Source organism: Paraburkholderia sp. BCC1886 (assembly GCF_900996245.1).
In the GTDB taxonomy this organism is placed as follows: domain Bacteria; phylum Pseudomonadota; class Gammaproteobacteria; order Burkholderiales; family Burkholderiaceae; genus Paraburkholderia.
The window spans coordinates 1-17,054 of the sequence record NZ_CAAJGK010000059.1 but is presented as its reverse complement, the minus strand read 5'-3'; the positions used below and the strand labels follow the sequence as shown (position 1 = coordinate 17,054).

Below are 17,054 nucleotides of genomic sequence, written 5' to 3'. Positions count from 1 at the left end.
TGCCTTGCCGTCGGCGACCGTTACCTTCGAGGCGAACGTGGCTTGCGGCAAACCTGCCAGCGCGGCCAGCATCTGACCGGTCTGGTTCGAGTCGTCGTCGATGGCCTGCTTGCCGAGGATGATCAGTTGCGGCTGCTCCCTATCGACTAGCGCCCTAAGCAGCTTCGCGACCGCCAGCGGCTGCAGTTCTTCGAGGGTTTCAACGAGAACCGCGCGGTCCGCGCCGATCGCCAGCGCGGTACGCAGCGTTTCCTGCGCTTGCGCCACCCCAGCCGACACGGCGATCACTTCCGTCGCCACGCCCGCCTCTTTCAACCGTACTGCTTCTTCAACTGCGATTTCGTCGAACGGGTTCATCGACATTTTTACGTTCGCGATGTCGACGCCCGACCCGTCCGATTTCACCCGGACTTTCACGTTGTAATCAACGACTCTCTTCACCGCCACGAACACTTTCATCTTTTCCACACCCTTCTGCGCCAGAGTTCCAGGCCGGCTTATGCCGACCTCGTCGGACTTACTTGATGGTCAACACTTTCGAGCGATCGAACGCCACGGTCACGGCAATGATGAGAATCACGCCGAACACGATCTGCTGCGCAAACACGCTGATGCCCACGAACGTCATCCCCACCCGCGCCACCGAGACGAGCAGCGCGCCGATCAGCGTGCGCACGATCCCGCCCGAGCCGCCCGTCAGGGCCGTTCCCCCTACGATCACCGCGGCGATGGCCGGCAACAGGAACTGATTCGCAAGTGTCGGCGAGCCGCTGCCTAGACGTCCTGCCATGACGACACCCGCCAGCCCCGCAAAGAACGACGACGTGGCGAACACGAGGCATTTCGTCAACGACACCCGCACGCCCGACGCAATCGCGGCGGGCTCGCCCGCACCGATCGCGTCGGTGTGACGCCCGAACACCGTCGAACGATGCAGGAACCAGCAGAACAGAAACACCGCGACGGCCAGCAGAATTTCATGCGGAATGCCGAACGAGGTCCCGGTGGTCCAGCCTAGCGACGCGTTGCGCATGTCGTCGCTAATCGCAATGGAACGCGTACCCGAGAGCGTCAACGCCGCAGCCGATGCAATCCCGCTGATGGCCAGCGTCGCGATGAACGAAGGAATCCGCAGCACGGTCTGGATCACCCCGCTCAACAACCCGATTCCGAACGACGCTGCCAATGCAATGACCGCTGCCCATGCGCCGTAGCGCGGCAGGAAGAGCGCCACGATCACGCTGGCGAGCGAGGCCACCGCCTGCAACGAAAGATCGATACTGCCCAGCAATACGACGAAGGTCGTACCGGCGGCCATGATGAACAGCGTGGAACTGTCCGCGAGCAGACCCAGTTGCGTCGACCACGCCATGAAGCCCGGCTCGGCAATCTCGATGAGCAGATACAACGCCACGAGGGCGGCGAACGGCGCGTTATCACGCAGCGTGGCCCGCGATGGCGATTTCAGAATTGACATAGCAGCCTCACACCATATGTTCGACGATTTCGACCTGCGAAGGCTTCGAGCCCACTTCGCAAGGCAGAACCTTTTGCGCGCGGCCATCGCGCATGACCATGATGCGATGGCTCAGGCCGAGAATCTCTTCGAGCGTGTCGCCGGTCAGCACGACGGCGACGCCTTCGGCTGTTAGTTCGCGGATCAGTTGATAGACCTCTTCCTTCGCGCCGACATCGAGGCCGCGGGTCGGATGGTCCAGCACGAGAATCCGGCTGCCGGCAAAGCGCCATTTCGCCAGCACCACCTTCTGCTGGTTGCCCCCGGAAAGGTTGCGGCATGACGCATCCGGTCCAGGCGTTTTGATACGCAGACGCTGGATCCACTCGTTGGCAATCTTGCGCTCGCTGCCCTTACGAACGACACCGCCGCGGCTCACGGCACTCAGTCGTGGCAGCGTCAGGTTTTCCGCGACGCTCATCTGCGTGACGAGCCCTTCGATCTTGCGCTCGCGCGGCACGTACCCCACGCCCAGCGCGACTGCGTGATTCGGTTGCGCCCGCAGCAGCGTGCCGCCGATGTGCACCTCGCCGGAATCGAGCTTCTCGAGTCCGGCGATCACGCGGCACAGTTCTTCGCGACCCGAGCCCACCACCCCGGCGACACCGAAGACCTCGCCGCGACGGACCTCGAACGACACGTCGTTTAACGCATGGCCCAGCGACGCATGTCGAACCGACAGCGCCACTTCGTCGCGACACGGTTTCTGCAGATTCTCGCGGTAGTACTCGCCGTTCATCGAACGGCCGACCATCAGCTCGTGAAGCTGCTTGACGGAGGCATCGGCCGACGCCATTTCCGCGACGACCTTGCCGTCTTTCATCACGTACACGCGATCGCTGAGCGAGAGCAATTCGTCCAGACGATGCGAGACGAACACGAACGACGCACGCGACTTCAGCTCGCGCACCAGCCTGAACAGAATGTCGATTTCGGCCGCTTCCAGAACCGATGTCGGCTCGTCGAGCAGGATGACCGGCGTGCCGCCGGTGCGGCTCGCAAGCGACAGCGCACGCGCCAGTTCCACCATCTGCCGTTGCCCGAACGACAGGTCCTCGCACACCGTCAACGGATCGATGTCGAGGTGCACGGTGGCGAGTTCCGCCTGCGCCGCGCGTTTGAGCTTCGGCCAGTTCATCCGGCCGAAGGTCGTGAATTTATCCTCACGGCCCAGAAACAGGTTTTCGGCGATGGTCAGGTTAGGCAGGATCGACTGCTCCTGGTACACCATCGCGATGCCCTTCGCGGTCGCATCCCGGGGGTTGCGAATGACGAGCGGCTGACCCGAAAGCGTGATATCGCCCGCATCCTGACGGTAAGCGCCGGTCAGCAGTTTCATCAACGTCGATTTGCCTGCGCCGTTCTCGCCGATCAGGCCGACGATTTCATTGGGCCGCACTTCCACCGAGACGTCGTCTAGCGCGAGCACGCCCGGGAAGCGTTTGGTGATGTGATTGAGTTTCAGCATGTCGGATTTTCCTCACTCACTTGACGATGCGCCGGTGCGAACGATTGAGCGCAAGGGTGACCGCAACGATGATCAGCACGCCCTGAATGCCCTGCTGCACGTACGGCGGCACGCCGAGCAGCACCATGCCGTTAGCGAGCACCACGACGACCAGCGTGCCGATCAGCGTGTTCAGCGGCCCGCCATTGCCGCCCGCGAGCGACGTTCCGCCGACCACGATGGCCGTGATCGCGACGAACAGCTGCCCGTCGGCAATCAGCGCATGACCTTGCCCATATTGCGCGACCGCGAGGATGCCGGCCACGCCGTAGAAGGCGCCAGCAAGCGCGAAGATCGCAATCCGGATCTGCCGGACCCGCACGCCGTTCAGACGCGCGAGGTCCTCGCCGCCGCCAATGGCGAGCGCATGACGTCCCAATAGCGTGTGACGGTAGACGAACCACGAGACGGCGAGCGCAAGCAGCCCGATCCAGACCGACAGCGGCAAGCCCGCATACCGCGTGATGGCGATCGAGCGCAACGCCATGTCGCTCACGCGGATCGTGTTGCCCGACAGCCAGGCGGTGCCGATTCCCGTTGCGACGAAGCCGACCGCGAGCGTGGCGATGAACGACGGAATGCGCAGGAACACGTGCAACATCCCGTTGACGAGACCGAGCGCGGTGCCGGCGGCGATCGCCACGGCCAGCACCCACAGACCATAGTGGTTGCCGTTGTACGAGTTCTCGACCAGCATCGACACCGTAATGGCGGACACCGCGACGATCCCTTCCGCCGACAGGTCGATGCTGCCCAGCTGAATCACGAAGGTTCCGCCCAACGCGATGGTGAGCGGAATCGCGGCGGAAATCGCGATTCGCGCCAGATTCATCGGATCGAAGAAGTCGTGATTGAACGCACCGATGCACAGGCCGAGCGCCAGCAACACCAGCAGCGGTGCGAAACGCTGCAGCACGGCGTGCATCGACGTGAATCCGATCCCGGCTGTGGTGCTGACGGCCTGCCGGTCAGGCGCTACGGTTGTTTTGTTCATCGATACACCACGGGCCCCGCCACTCGGGCATAGAGGTTATTCCAGTCGGCGTTGGGCGCCGATTCGTGCGCCATGACCGGCTGCACGTTCGCTTTGGTGACGAGCGTCGCCTTGCAGAACGATTCGCGCTGATCCTTCGGCAGCGATGCCACCTGCAATTTCTTCTGCTGCGCCTGCAGACCCATCGAGAGGCCGATGCCGCCGAGCCAGAACGGGTCCCAATCCACGGTGGTCACGAGTTCGCCGACCTTGATCGCGGCCAGCCCCGGTTGCGTGCCGTCCATGCCGGAGACCGGCAACTGGCCGGCGAGGCCCTCCGCGCGCAGCGCTTCGATGGCACCCAGCGCCATATCGTCGTTCGCCGCCCACACGCCCTTGATCTTCGAATTGAAGCGCGTCATCCACGCCTGCATGATCGGGAAGGCCTTTTGCGAATCCCAGTCCGCGACCTGAAAGTCCAGCAACTGGATCTCGGGGAATTTCTTCAACGCCGCCATCAGGCCCGCCTTGCGCTCGATAGCCGGCACGTTGCTGAAAATACCGCCGATCGCGACGACACCGCCCTTGCCGCCCATTGCCTTGAACAGTTCCGTCGCGGTTGCTTCGCCGTAGGCCACCCCGTCGAACGACAGGTGCGACACGTAGTTCGGATTGAAGTCCCACGGATGCAGGTCCTTGGGCTTGTTCCAGATCGTCGTGACGTACGCACCCGCCTTCGAGCAGGCTTCGACGATCACGCGTGCATCGGCCGAGTCGTTGGGGTCGACGTTCAGCACCAGGTTGCCGCCGGTTTTCTGCAGCAGCGCGCGAATATCGGCGATGCCTTTTTCCGAACTGCCTTCAGTCGTGAGCGGCACGTAGGGCAGGCCGACGCTCTTCGCGAAGCTTTGTGCGCCCTTGTTGAACGCGGTGTAGTACGGATTGGTGAGCGAGCGGAACGACGCGGCGAGCGTGGTTTGCCCTGCACCGAACGACAGCCCCGACATGCCGCCGCCCGCGACCGCGAATGCCGTGCCGGCACCCAGTTTGATGAAGTCGCGACGCGACAGGCCTGATTGATGATCCCGTTTCGACATGATGTCTCCTGAGCCAGAAAGCCCCTTTTTTCAGGGCTGATTATAAATAACCGGATATTTACCCGTTTGTTGGAACGACCCGGTTTTTACGGATCTTTCCTGTCACGCTCGTACTGCCGCGTCACACCGTTGCGACATCGGCCTCGAACGACGACGCACGACCCGCCGAGCGCGCGAGGCGACCCTGTGCGGGCGCCGGCGCCGCAGCCAGACCGCGAATCAGGTCGGCGGCTTTCTCGGCGATCATCAGCGTGGGCGCATTCGTATTCGAGCTCACGATGCGCGGCATTACCGACGAGTCGGCGACACGCAAGCCCTCGATGCCATGCACGCGCAGTTGCGGATCGACGACCGACAGTTCGTCGATTCCCATCTTGCAGGTGCCCACCGGGTGATAGCCGGTGCGTCCGTACTGTTGTGCATAAGTCTCGTACTCGGCCTGCGTGCGCACGTTGCCACCGGGGAAGTGCTCGCTTTTGATGTACTTCGCCAGCGCCTTCTGCGACATGATTTCGCGGCTCAACCGGATACCGTCGACCGCGACCTTCAGGTCGTACGGGTCGCGGATATACGCGGGATCGATGACCGGTGCGTCAGCGGGGTTCGCGCTGTGCAACGTCACGCTGCCACGGCTGCGCGGGCGCAGGAAATACGAATTGAGCGTACAGCCCGAACCGGACGGCACCGGCGGCACGCCGGCTTCGACGCCGGCGCCCGGCAGGAAGTGAAACTGCAGGTCCGGTGTCGGCACGCTGCTGTCCGAATACCAGAACGCGCCGCCTTCTGCGATATTCGACGTGACCGGCCCTTTGTTGAAGAGTTTGTACTCGAGGCCGGCGAGCAGCATCATGTGCTTCTTCGAGTACTTGTCGAGACTGTACGCACCGTTCAGTTCGTAGACGATGTCGATATCGAAGTGATCCTGCAGATTCTGGCCGACACCGTTCAGCACGTGAACGGGCTTGACGCCGGCGCGTTCGAGGTCCTGCGCGCGGCCGATGCCGGACAGCATCAGCAGTTTCGGCGAACCGATCGCTCCCGCCGTCACGATGACTTCGCGCTCGGCGCGCGCGATGCTGACGTTCGAGCGATCGTCGCCCGGCGCAAATTCGACACCGATGGCGCGACCGTTTTCAATCACTACGCGCGAGACGAGGCAGTTGGTGCGCACCGTCAGATTAGTCCGCGAGCGCGCGTCGCGCAGATAGCCGACTGCCGCGCTGCAGCGCTTGCCGTTGCGCTGGGTGACCTGATACACGCCGACGCCTTCCTGCTGCGCGCCGTTGAAGTCGCTGTTATGCGGCATGCCGGCTTCCTGGCCCGCTAGCACGAAAGCCTTCGTCAATTCGTTCACGCTGATGAGATCGGACACACCGAGCGGGCCGCCGACTCCGTGATACTCGTTGCACAGACGTTCGTTGTCTTCCATGCGACGCAGGTACGGCAGCACGCCGTCGCGAAAGCCCCAACCCGCGCAGCCATCGCGCTCCCAGCCGTCGTAGTCGGACGGCTGGCCGCGTGTATAGACCATCGCATTGATCGAGCCGCCGCCGCCGAGCACGCGGCCCTGCGCGAACGGAATCTGCCGCCCCTGGGTTTCCGCGGCGGCCACCGTGCGATAGCCCCAGGTCAACGGGCCGGCGGTCATCTTGAAGAAGCCGACCGGCATGTGGATGTACGGATCCGTATCGGCGGGTCCTGCTTCGAGCAGCAGCACCCGATTGCCCGCATCCTCGCTCAGACGCGCCGCCAGCGCGCAACCCGCGGCGCCGCCACCCACGATCACATAGTCATACATTGCTGTCTCCGATACTGTCTGCAGCACGCCGCACCGTGGCGCGCGACTGCGCTATTTCCCGAGGCCTGCACAACGGCTCTTGCCGGCCGTTCTCTGGTGTCCTGCCGAACTAGTCGATCCAGCGCGGGCGATTGCCCAGCTGCACGTGGACCGATTTCAGCTCGGTGTATTCCTCAACGCCGTAGCGTCCCGTTTCGCGGCCGATCCCCGATTGCTTGACGCCGCCGATCGGCATTTCCGGGCCGCCCGTAATCGTGCAGTTGACCCAGATACGGCCGGCCTGCACGTCACGGAAACTCTTGATCGCACCCTGCAGGTCACGGGTCCAGATGCTGGCGGCGAGACCGTAAGGCACGCCGTTGGCAATCTGGATGGCCTGATCGAACGTGTCGAACGACGTGACCGACAGCACCGGCCCGAAGATTTCCTCCTGGGCCAGCGCGCTGTGCGGCTCGACGTTGCGGAACACCGTCGGCTGGATGAAGAAGCGCTCGCCTTCCTGGCTCGACGTGCCGCCATGCACCAGTTGCCCGCCGTCACGCTTGCCCGCTTCGATAAAGCCGCAGATCTTGTCGAACTGACGCGCTTCGACGATCGCGCCCACGTGGTTCGACGCATCGAGCGGATCGCCTACGCGCACCTTCTCGAGCACACTCCTGATCCGCGCAACGAGTTCGTCTTCCACCGAGCGGTGCACGACGAGCCGGCTGCCCGACACGCAGCACTGGCCCGCGTTGAAGCAGATGCCGAACGCGATGGCATCCGCGGCATCGGCCAGATCGGCGTCCGCGAACACGATCTGCGGATTCTTGCCGCCCAGTTCCAGGCCGACCTTCTTCATGTTGCCGCCCGAGGCGGCCAGCACCGAACGGCCGACCGGCGTCGAACCTGTGAACGACACCATGTCGACGTCCATGTGTTCGGCCAGTGCCTGCCCCACTTTCGAGCCCAGACCCGTCACGACGTTCACGACGCCATCGGGCAGTCCTGCTTCGGTCAACAGAGCAGCGAGCTTGAGTGTGGTGGTCGACGTGAGTTCGGCGGGCTTGACCACGGCCGTACACCCTGCGGCCAGCACGAACGGCAGACGTTCGGAGAGGATGAAGAACGGGAAATTCCACGGTGTGACGATACCCACGACGCCGACCGGCTGACGCACCACCAGACCGAACATGTCGTTGCCGAGGTTGTCGTGCGAATCGCCGTGGATGACGCGGGCGACGCCGGCCGCGTATTCCCAGATACCGGCGGCGCCGTTGATCTCGCCGCGCGACTGGCCGATCGGCTTACCGCTTTCCAGCGTTTCCAGATACGCGAGCGTCTCCACGTTTTCCCGGATGAGGGCCGCCGTTTTCAACAGCACGGTCGCGCGCTGCTCGCCCGACAGGCGCGACCAGCGTCCGTCGTCGAAGGCGCGACGCGCCGCTGCGACCGCGGCATCCAGATCGTCGACGGTGGCACGTGCCGTGGAGGTCACCGGTACACCATGACCCGGACTCTTGCGCGTGACGAATTCACCGGCGGAGCCGGCATAGTCCCGGCCGTCGATGAACATCGGCGTGCGCAGGGGTTCCGACGGAAGACGAAGCGTTGCTGCGAGTTCGTTCAGATTGCTCATTCCAGCCTCCAGAGTTTGCTCCCGGCGCGCTTCTCGAAACGCGCAGCGGGGAAAGAGAACCACGCATTCATGCGCGATGCCCTTCGTATTTTTGCGCCCCATTCTGCACCATCCGGTTACTTCCGGGCAATGCTTTTTTGGTCTATAGTCGGTGCCACGGCGCCAATCGACGACGAGCGTCACCCACTCAATTCATGCAGCGAAATCCGACATGACTCTTGCGAGCACGCCCCCCAGCCGGGCCCCGAAAACTGCCGTCGCCGGCGCCGCACAACCGCGGCAGCGGGACCCCGAAGTCACCAAGGCGCGCATCCTCGAAGCCGCGAAGAAAGAGTTCGCCAAGCTCGGGCTCGCGGGCGGGCGAGTCGAAGCCATCGCCACGCGTGCGAAGGCCAACAAGCGGATGATCTATCACTACTTCGGCAGCAAGGAAGAGCTCTTCCAGGCCGTGCTCGAAGATGCTTACGCGGACATCCGTCATGCCGAACAGAAGCTCAACCTCGAACACCTGTCTCCGGAAGACGCCATCGTTGCCCTCACCACCCATACGTGGAACTACTACCTGAAGAACCCGGAGTTCATGACGCTCGTCAATAGCGAAAATCTTCATAAGGCCCGCCACGTCAAGAATTCCGGACGGTTCAAGGAACTGCATCACGGCTTCATCTCGATGCTGCAAGGCATACTCGATCGCGGCGTCAAGGCGGGCGTGTTTCGCACCGGTGTCGACGCGCGTCAACTGCACATCACGATGGCCGCGGTCGGCTATTACTATCTGACCAACCGCTTCACCAGCGGCGTCATTTTCGACATCGACTTCATGAGCAAGGAGGCGCTCAAGAATCGCCTCGACTTCAACATCGACACCGTGCTCAGGCTGGTACGCGCCTGAGTACGGATATCCGGCGCGTCGGGCGCGGCCGTTCATCAGGCCGCCTGCTCGCTCGGCTTGCTTGCATCGCCCCGACTGCGGGCCAGCAATGCGTCGTCGACCAGCGGACGAAACCCCATCCGCGCGAGCACGTCACGCTCGACATCGATTCCGTCAGCCACTTCGATCAGCCGGACACCATCTTCCTCGAGACGGAACACGGCGCGTTCGGTCACATAAAGAACTTCCTGTTTCGCAATACGCGCCTGCACGCCGCTGAACGTGATGTGCTGCACGCGCTCGACGAGCTTGGGCACGCTGCCTGGCGACACGATATTCACGCGCTCGCCGACCTGCTCCACCTGTAGCCCTTTGGCTTCGAAGCTGCCGCAGAAAACGATCTTGCGGGCACCCTGCGTGATGTCGATGAACCCGCCCGGGCCCACGACCGTCGATCCCAGCTTGGAAACGTTGATGTTGCCGTCACCATCCATCTCGCCCATGCCGAGGAACGAAATGTCGACGCCGCCACCGCTATAGAAATCGAACTGGTCGACGCTCGAGAGGATGGCGTCCGCATTGCGCGCCGAGCCGAACATCGGGCCGTCGACCATCGCGCCGTTGTGGATGCCCTGCTCGACCGTTCCCCAGAAGGTGCCGAGCCGTCCCTGTTGCGCGAGCAGACCCGGAATTCCGCCGGGAATGCCAAAACCGAAATTCGCAGAATGCCCGTCGTGCAGTTCCCGCGACGCACGCGCCGCGATGATGTGACGGATGCCGGTGGGCACCTCGTAAAAGCCATCGGCAATCACGCCGAGCGATTCGCCGCTCAGCGTGGGGTCGTAGCGGGCGATCGCGCACTGCGGCGCCGAAGGCGCCTCGACGAGCGTATCGACGAGCACGCCCGGAATGCGCACCAGACGCGCCGGTACGTAGCCGGCCGGCTCGCGCTCCCTGACCTGCACGATCACGTGGCCGCCGCTGTTGTGCGCGGCAAGCGCTGCCGCATACGTGTCCAGGTCCACGGGCTCGCGGCGCAACGTGACGTTGCCGGCGGCATCCGCGGACGACCCGCGCACGATCGCGAAGTCGACCTTGAACGGTTTGTAGCGCAAGTACTCGCGCCCATCGAGTTCGATCAGTTCGACGAGGTCTTCGGTCGCGCGTGCATTGATCTTGCCGCCGTCGATACGCGGATCGACGAACGTCCGCAGGCCGACATGCGTGACGAGTCCAGGGCGCCCTGCGCCGATCTCGCGCAGCAGCGTCGAGATCGCGCCCGCCGGGAAGCTATACGCTTCGAACGCATTGTCCTTCGCCATCTGCTGCATGGCCGGCGACCAGCTCCAGTGTCCGCCGATCACGCGTTTCACCATGCCCGGGTGCGCAAAACGCCCCAGTCCACTGCCCTTGGCGTCGCCAATCCCCAGCGCGTGCACCACCGTCAGATCGCGCGGATGCCCGGTCTCGAGAAAGCGCTGCTCCAGTTTCGCGAGCACGGCGTCCGGCTCCAGCATTCCGCCGCCATTGCTGGCCAGCGCGATGGTCGCCCCGTCGAAGATCTGCTCGACCGCCTCTTCGGCTTGCATCCAGTTTTTCAAACTATCCTCCAATCCGATCGGCCAGAAAGCTCGTTGACATCGGTGATTCGTTGGTTTTAAATAACCACCCAGATGGTTACTTGCTGGCAATGTTGGCACAGGAAACCACGCAATTCAAGCAGTGAGACGCGACGCTCGGGTTTACCTGAACAGCACAAACCAGGCACGAATCAGGTGCCGATCATGAGGATGGAGACAGCATGAAACTCTCGGAAACGCATCAGCAGATTCGCGAAACGACCCGACGTTTCGCTCAGGAGGTAATCCGCCCGGTTGCCGAAGAACTGGATCGCGAAGAGCGCTTTCCGGCGGAAATCTACGCGCAGATGGGCGAGCTGGGCCTGTTCGGCATTACCGTGCCGGAAGAATTCGGCGGAGCCGGGCTCGATGTGACGGCCTACGCGCTCGTCATGGAAGAACTGTCGCGCGGCTACGCGTCCGTGGCCGACCAGTGCGGCCTGCTCGAACTGGTCGGCACCCTGCTTTCCGTACACGGGACCGACGCGCAGCGAGCGAAATACCTGGAGCCGCTGCTGCGCGCGAAACTGCGCCCCGCCTATTGCATCACCGAAGCGGACGCGGGCACCGATGTCTCGGGCATCCGCACCACAGCAACCCGCACGGCCGGGGGCTGGGAGCTCAACGGCGCGAAACTGTGGATTCACAACGCCCCGGTCGCCGACGTCGCGTTCGTGCTTGCGCGCACGGATCCCGCGGCGGGCAAGCGTGGCATGAGTATTTTCATCGTCGACTGTTCGCTGGCGGGTGTCTCGAAGGGACCGAAAGAACACAAGATGGGCCAGCGCGCGTCGCAGGTCGGCGAGCTGAACTTCGAGCGTGTGAAGCTGCCCGCCGACGCGCTGCTCGGCACCGAAGGCCGCGGTTTTCACATGATGATGAGCGCGCTCGACAAGGGCCGCGTCGGCATCGCATCGCTCGCCGTCGGCATTGCGCAGGCGGGGCTCGAAGCGGCGCTCGACTACTCGCAGACGCGCAAGCAGTTCGGCAGCCATATCGCCGAGCTGCAGGGCATTCAATGGATGCTCGCGGATATGGCGACGGACATTCAGGCGGCGCGCCTGCTGGTACTCGACGCCGCCGAGCGGCTCGAATCGGGCGACCGCGCGAGTATCGCGTGTTCGATGGCCAAGTGCTTCGCCGGCGACACCGCCGTGAAGCACAGCGCCAACGCCGTGCAGATCTTCGGCGGCAGCGGCTACATTCGCGGCTACGAAGTCGAACGTCTGTACCGCGACGCGAAGATCACGCAGATCTACGAAGGCACCAACCAGATTCAGCGCACCATCGTCGCACGCGATCTGCTCGCCCAGGGAGCGTCGCTATGAGCAGCCGCCCCATCGCTCTCGTGACGGGCGGCCGGCGCGGCATCGGCCGCGCGATCGCGATCGAACTCGGCCACGCGGGCTTCGATATCGCGCTGACCGATGCGCTCGCCTCGGACGAGCTGGACGACGCAGTGATCGAAGTGCGCAAGACCGGCGCCAACGCGATCGCTACGCTTTCCGATCTCGCCGATATCGAATCGCATCCGGCTACGCTGTCTGCCATCGAAGCCGCGCTCGGCGGCCAGATCGACTGCCTCGTGAATAACGCGGGCGTCTCGGTGATGTCGCGCGGCGATCTGCTCGACGTCACGCCGGAGAGTTTCGATCGCTGCGTCGCGGTCAATACACGCGGCACGTTCTTTCTCATGCAGGCATTCGCCAGACACTGCCTAGCGCGCGCGAACGGCGCCGTTGCCGCGCATCCGTCGATCGTCACCATCACGTCGTCCAATGCGATTGCGGCCTCGCCGTTGCGCAGCGAATACTGCGTCTCCAAAGCGGGCCTCTCGATGGCGAACACCCTGTTCTCGCTGCGCCTCGCCGGGCACGGCATCAGCGTGTACGAAGTGCAGCCGGGGCTGATCGAAACCGAAATGACCGCGCCGTCGCGCGCGCGTTACGACGCGCAGATCGAGCAGGGGCTGACCGCCATCCAGCGCTGGGGCACGCCGCAGGAAGTCGCGCGTACGGTTCGCACGTTAGCGACCGGCGGCCTGCCCTACAGCGTGGGCCAGGCCATCCGCGTCGACGGCGGCCTTCTCGTCACCAAATACTGAGCTACCCATGAACCTGTCAATCAGACTGCCGGCCGCGTCCGGCGCGTTGGAAACCTATCACGTGCAGGGCACGCCGCTCGAGGTCAGGGCACCCACGCGCGAATTCAACCGCATTGCGTATTCGGCTGCCCACGTGGTGGCCGATCCGCTGCGCGCGGGCGAACTGAACGCCGAGCCGGCCATCGACTGGGAGCGCACGATCCTTTACCGGCGCTATCTGCTCGAACAGGGTCTGGGCATCGCCGAAGCGATGGACACCGCGCAACGCGGCATGGGACTGCCGTGGAAGACCGCGCTCGAGTTGATCACGCGCAGCATCGAAGGCACGCGCGATATCCCCGGTGCGGCGATTGCGTCGGGTTGCGGCACGGACGACATCGCACCCGGATCCGTTTCCAGTTGCGATGAGGTGATCCGCGCGTATGGCGAGCAACTCGAAGCGGTACAGCGCGTGGGTGGACGCGTCATCCTCATGGCAAGCCGCGCGCTGGCGAAAGTTGCGCGCTCGCCGGACGATTACCGACGCGTCTATCGCGAAGTGCTCGCCATGTGCGATCAACCGGTCATCCTGCACTGGCTCGGCGACATGTTCGACCCCGAACTTGCGGGCTATTGGGGGGCAGGCCAGTTTCCCGCTGCGGCCGACGTGTGCCTCGACATCATTGCGGCCAACGCGTCCAAAGTCGACGGCATCAAGATCTCGCTGCTCGACGACGAGAAGGAAATTTCGTTCCGCCGCCGCCTGCCGGCCAGCGTGAAGATGTACACCGGCGATGACTTCAACTATCCCGCGCTGATCGCGGGCGACGGCACGCATTTCTCGCATGCGCTGCTCGGTATTTTCGACGCGATTGCGCCTGCAGCGTCGCAGGCGTTAGCCGCCCTTTCAGCGGGCGACTCCGACACCTTCAACCGTCTGCTCGCACCGACGGTACCGCTTTCGCGTCATATTTTTCGCGCACCGACCCAGTACTACAAGACGGGCGTCGTGTTCCTCGCGTATCTGAACGGCTTTCAGGACCACGTCTTCATGCCGGGCGGACATCACGGCATGCGGCCTCCCGTGTATTTCGCCGACGTGTTCCGCCTCGCCGACCAGGCCGGCCTGCTGCGCGATCCGGCCGACGCCGTGGCGCGCATCCGCAAGGTCATGGCGCCACTCGGCTGCGGAGACTGATCATGACGCGATCGGGTGGCCCCGTGCGGCACATGGTGTTTTGCCGGTTCCGTCACGAAGTGAGCGCGGCGAGCCGCCTCGTGTTCTTCGAGCAGATCCGGCGACTGACCGAAATACCGGGCATCTGCTTCAGCAACTTCCAGAGCGGGCCGAACGTGTCACCCGAAGGCTACGGCATGAGCTTCTCCGACGGCTTCATGATGGATTTCGCCAGCCTGAACGACTGCTTTGCCTATCTCGCGCATCCCACCCATCAGGCCATCGGCGCCCGCCTTCTGGAGGCCCTCGAAGGCGGCGCGCAAGGCCTGCTCGTCTTCGACATCGATCTGGACACTCATGAGAAACCTCCAGCAAAGACTCGACCTGTGCTCAATCAACACCGCCACGCTGGGCCATCGGGAGCCGCTCGGCCGCACGATTGACCGGATCGCGCGAGCGGGCTTCGGTGGCATCGCGCCCTGGCGCCGCGAGGTCGAGGAAGGCGATGTGGCGCAGTTCGCGCGGCAGATCAAGGCGCTCGACCTGAGCGTGACCGGCTATTGCCGCTCGACGTATTTGCCCGGCGCGACGCCCGCCGAATTCAGCGCGAACGTCGAGGCCAACCGGGCGGCGCTGCGAGATGCCGCCACGCTCGGCGCGCGCTGCTTCGTGATGGTCGTCGGCGGCATGGTGCCGGGAAGCCGCGACCTGGCAGGCGCGCGTAACCAGGTGCTCGACGGTCTGTCGATGTTGATGGACGCCGCGCGCGAATACGGTGTGCCGCTCGCACTCGAACCGCTTCATCCGATGTATGCCGCCAATCGCGCCGTGGTCAACACGCTCGCGCAGGCACTCGATATCTGCGAAACGGTGGACCCCGACCGTTCGGGACTGATCGGCGTGGCGGTGGATGTCTATCACTGCTGGTGGGACCCTGAACTCGCGTCGTCGATTGCCGCTGCCGGCAAAGCAGACCGCATTCTCGCGTATCACGTGTGCGACTGGCTGTACGACACGCAGGACATGCTGCTCGACCGTGGAATGATGGGCGATGGCGTGATCGATCTACCCTCGGTGCGCTCGCGCGTCGAGGGCGCAGGGTACGATGGCCTCGTCGAAACCGAAATATTTTCAGCGCAACACTGGTGGCAACGTGAGCCGGATGAAGTCCTCTCGATCTGCGCCGAACGCCTGCAGACTGTTTGCTGAGCGTGAGCACGAGCAAACGCAGACACAAACGCAAACACCAACACACACGGAGACAACATGACTGAAGAAATACGCTGGGGTGTACTCGGCGCCGCGAAGATCGCCGGCAACGCCGTCGTGCCCGCTATCCAGCGTTCGTCCAACGGCCGGGTGACGACCGTCGCCAGCCGCGACGGTGACCGCGCCCAGGCATTCGCCAGCAGGCATGGCATCGACCATGTGTTGACCAGCTATGACGCGGTGATCGAAAGCAGCGAGGTCGATGCGATCTATATTCCGTTACCGACGGCCAGCCACGTCGAGTGGTGCAGGAAAGCGCTGCTCGGCGGCAAGCACGTGTTGTGCGAGAAGCCAATCGCCATGACGAGCGATGAAATACTCGAGTTGATCGCGTTGCGCGACAGCACCGGACTCGTGTGCGGCGAAGCCTTCATGGTGGCGCATCACCCGCAATGGGCCTTCGTGCGCGACAGTCTCGCCGAAGGCCTGCTCGGCGAACTCACGGCGATCGAAGGGTCGTTCACCTACTTCAACGACGACCCCAATGCGCTCAAGAACAATCTGGCGCTCGGCGGCGGTGGCGTTCGCGACATCGGCGTCTATCCGGTCGTGACCACGCGTCTTGCCACAGGGCTCGAACCAGACGACGTTCACGCGGAGGTCGTGCGCGATCCGCGCTTCGGCACCGACCGGTTCGCCCGCTGCACGGCTACGTTCCCGACGTTCTCGATGGACTTTTACTGCGGCACGCAGTTGTCGCGCCGGCAGCATATGTTCTTTCATGGCACGAAAGGCTGGCTGAGCGTGGAGGCGCCATTCAATCCGGGGACCTATGGGCCGGCACACGTTCGGCATCGGTCCGATGAAACCGGTCAGACACGCACCATCGACTTCGGTGATGTCGACCAGTATCAGTTGATGGTCGAAGACTTTGCGCGAACGGTCCTCGGGCAGAAAACGGAACTGGTTTTCACGCTCGAGAACTCGCTCGGCAATCAGCGGGTGATCGACCGGATACTCGCCTGACGGCGAGTTCATCACGGCGCCCCGGCGCGCCGTTGGCAAGCGTCAGGCAGTCATCAACCCGGGGTCGGCGCGTCTTCCCGAATCAACTGGCGGCGCTTGAGTTCCGCCCAGAACGCCGCCGGGATATCGGCCCGGAAAGTGTTCAGATTGTCTTCCAGTTGGGCCACCGTGCGCACGCCCGGAATGTTGGTCGGAATCGCCGGGTGGCCCAGCACGAATTGCAGCGACGCGGCCTTCAACGGCACCGAGTAGTCGCGGCACACCTGCTCGATCTTGCGCACGCGCTCCAGAATCGCTTCCGGGGCCGGCGAGTAGTTGTACTTCGCGCCGGGCACCGCGCCCGTCGCCAGAATGCCGCTGTTGTAGCCACCACCCAGAATCACCGAAACCTGGTTCTTCTCGCACAGCGGCAGGAAGCCATCCAGCGCGTCCTGTTCGAGCAGCGTGTAACGGCCCGCAAGCAGCAGGCAGTCGAAGTCCTGCTGACGGATCGCTTCATGAGCGACCTGCCATTCGTTCACGCCCAGTCCCACCGCTTTCACGACGCCCTCGTCGCGAAG

General features: G+C 63.7%; 15 protein-coding genes and 1 pseudogene. 7 read left to right on the top strand and 9 right to left on the bottom strand.

Going from position 1 to position 17,054, the window contains the following annotated elements; translation table 11 throughout:
• The 7 genes and pseudogenes from FQ746_RS22020 to FQ746_RS21990 form a co-directional block, all read right to left on the bottom strand.
• Positions 1-459 (bottom strand): annotated as a pseudogene (locus tag FQ746_RS22020) (electron transfer flavoprotein subunit beta/FixA family protein); the annotation flags it as partial.
• 58 nt (positions 460-517) lie between these two features.
• Positions 518-1,477 (bottom strand): ABC transporter permease, encoded by a 960-nt coding sequence (locus tag FQ746_RS22015; RefSeq protein ID WP_144111762.1) that lies wholly within the window; start codon positions 1,475-1,477, stop codon positions 518-520.
• 7 nt (positions 1,478-1,484) lie between these two features.
• On the bottom strand, positions 1,485-2,984 hold the full coding sequence (locus FQ746_RS22010) for a sugar ABC transporter ATP-binding protein (protein ID WP_144111761.1): 1,500 nt from the start codon (positions 2,982-2,984) through the stop codon (positions 1,485-1,487).
• A 16-nt stretch (positions 2,985-3,000) separates the two neighbouring features.
• Positions 3,001-4,017 (bottom strand): ABC transporter permease, encoded by a 1,017-nt coding sequence (locus FQ746_RS22005; RefSeq protein WP_144111760.1) that lies wholly within the window; start codon positions 4,015-4,017, stop codon positions 3,001-3,003.
• Positions 4,014-5,093: a sugar ABC transporter substrate-binding protein gene (locus FQ746_RS22000; RefSeq protein WP_144111759.1), complete on the bottom strand. Its 1,080-nt coding sequence runs from the start codon at positions 5,091-5,093 to the stop codon at positions 4,014-4,016. The genes FQ746_RS22005 and FQ746_RS22000 overlap by 4 nt, the downstream gene beginning before the upstream one ends.
• A gap of 121 nt (positions 5,094-5,214) precedes the next feature.
• Positions 5,215-6,891, bottom strand: a complete 1,677-nt coding sequence (locus FQ746_RS21995) for a GMC family oxidoreductase (RefSeq protein WP_144111758.1) — start codon at positions 6,889-6,891, stop codon at positions 5,215-5,217.
• 109 nt (positions 6,892-7,000) lie between these two features.
• Positions 7,001-8,509, bottom strand: a complete 1,509-nt coding sequence (locus FQ746_RS21990) for an aldehyde dehydrogenase family protein (RefSeq protein WP_144111757.1) — start codon at positions 8,507-8,509, stop codon at positions 7,001-7,003.
• 211 nt (positions 8,510-8,720) lie between these two features.
• Here FQ746_RS21990 and FQ746_RS21985 point away from each other — a divergent pair, with 211 nt between their 5' ends.
• Positions 8,721-9,401, top strand: a complete 681-nt coding sequence (locus tag FQ746_RS21985) for a TetR/AcrR family transcriptional regulator (RefSeq protein WP_144111756.1) — start codon at positions 8,721-8,723, stop codon at positions 9,399-9,401.
• Between the two features lie 35 nt (positions 9,402-9,436).
• Here the strand turns inward: FQ746_RS21985 and FQ746_RS21980 are convergent, their stop codons facing one another.
• Positions 9,437-10,969 carry an acyl CoA:acetate/3-ketoacid CoA transferase gene (locus FQ746_RS21980; RefSeq protein WP_144111763.1) on the bottom strand — a complete coding sequence of 511 codons (1,533 nt, stop codon included), beginning with the start codon at positions 10,967-10,969 and terminating at the stop codon, positions 9,437-9,439.
• A gap of 212 nt (positions 10,970-11,181) precedes the next feature.
• On the opposite strand from FQ746_RS21980, the gene FQ746_RS21975 reads away from it, so the two are divergent.
• Genes FQ746_RS21975 through FQ746_RS21950 form a run of 6 tightly spaced genes read left to right on the top strand, consistent with a single transcriptional unit; the run spans position 11,182 to position 16,494 of the window.
• Positions 11,182-12,327, top strand: a complete 1,146-nt coding sequence (locus FQ746_RS21975) for an acyl-CoA dehydrogenase family protein (RefSeq protein WP_144111755.1) — start codon at positions 11,182-11,184, stop codon at positions 12,325-12,327.
• Positions 12,324-13,103, top strand: coding sequence for a 3-ketoacyl-ACP reductase (locus tag FQ746_RS21970; RefSeq protein WP_144111754.1), 780 nt, complete (start codon positions 12,324-12,326; stop codon positions 13,101-13,103). The genes FQ746_RS21975 and FQ746_RS21970 overlap by 4 nt, the downstream gene beginning before the upstream one ends.
• 7 nt (positions 13,104-13,110) lie before the next feature.
• Positions 13,111-14,280: a dihydrodipicolinate synthase family protein gene (locus FQ746_RS21965; protein ID WP_144111753.1), complete on the top strand. Its 1,170-nt coding sequence runs from the start codon at positions 13,111-13,113 to the stop codon at positions 14,278-14,280.
• A 2-nt stretch (positions 14,281-14,282) separates the two neighbouring features.
• Positions 14,283-14,702 (top strand): Dabb family protein, encoded by a 420-nt coding sequence (locus tag FQ746_RS21960; protein WP_144111752.1) that lies wholly within the window; start codon positions 14,283-14,285, stop codon positions 14,700-14,702.
• A complete protein-coding gene (locus tag FQ746_RS21955) occupies positions 14,617-15,468 on the top strand; it encodes a sugar phosphate isomerase/epimerase family protein (protein ID WP_144111751.1) in 852 nt (283 codons plus the stop codon). Before FQ746_RS21960 ends, FQ746_RS21955 begins: the two co-directional genes overlap by 86 nt.
• A gap of 57 nt (positions 15,469-15,525) precedes the next feature.
• Positions 15,526-16,494: a Gfo/Idh/MocA family protein gene (locus FQ746_RS21950; RefSeq protein ID WP_144111750.1), complete on the top strand. Its 969-nt coding sequence runs from the start codon at positions 15,526-15,528 to the stop codon at positions 16,492-16,494.
• Positions 16,495-16,547: 53 nt separating this feature from the next.
• Here FQ746_RS21950 and FQ746_RS21945 read toward each other — a convergent pair.
• The coding region (locus FQ746_RS21945; protein WP_144111749.1) for an aldo/keto reductase at positions 16,548-17,054 on the bottom strand (507 nt) is incomplete at its 5' end.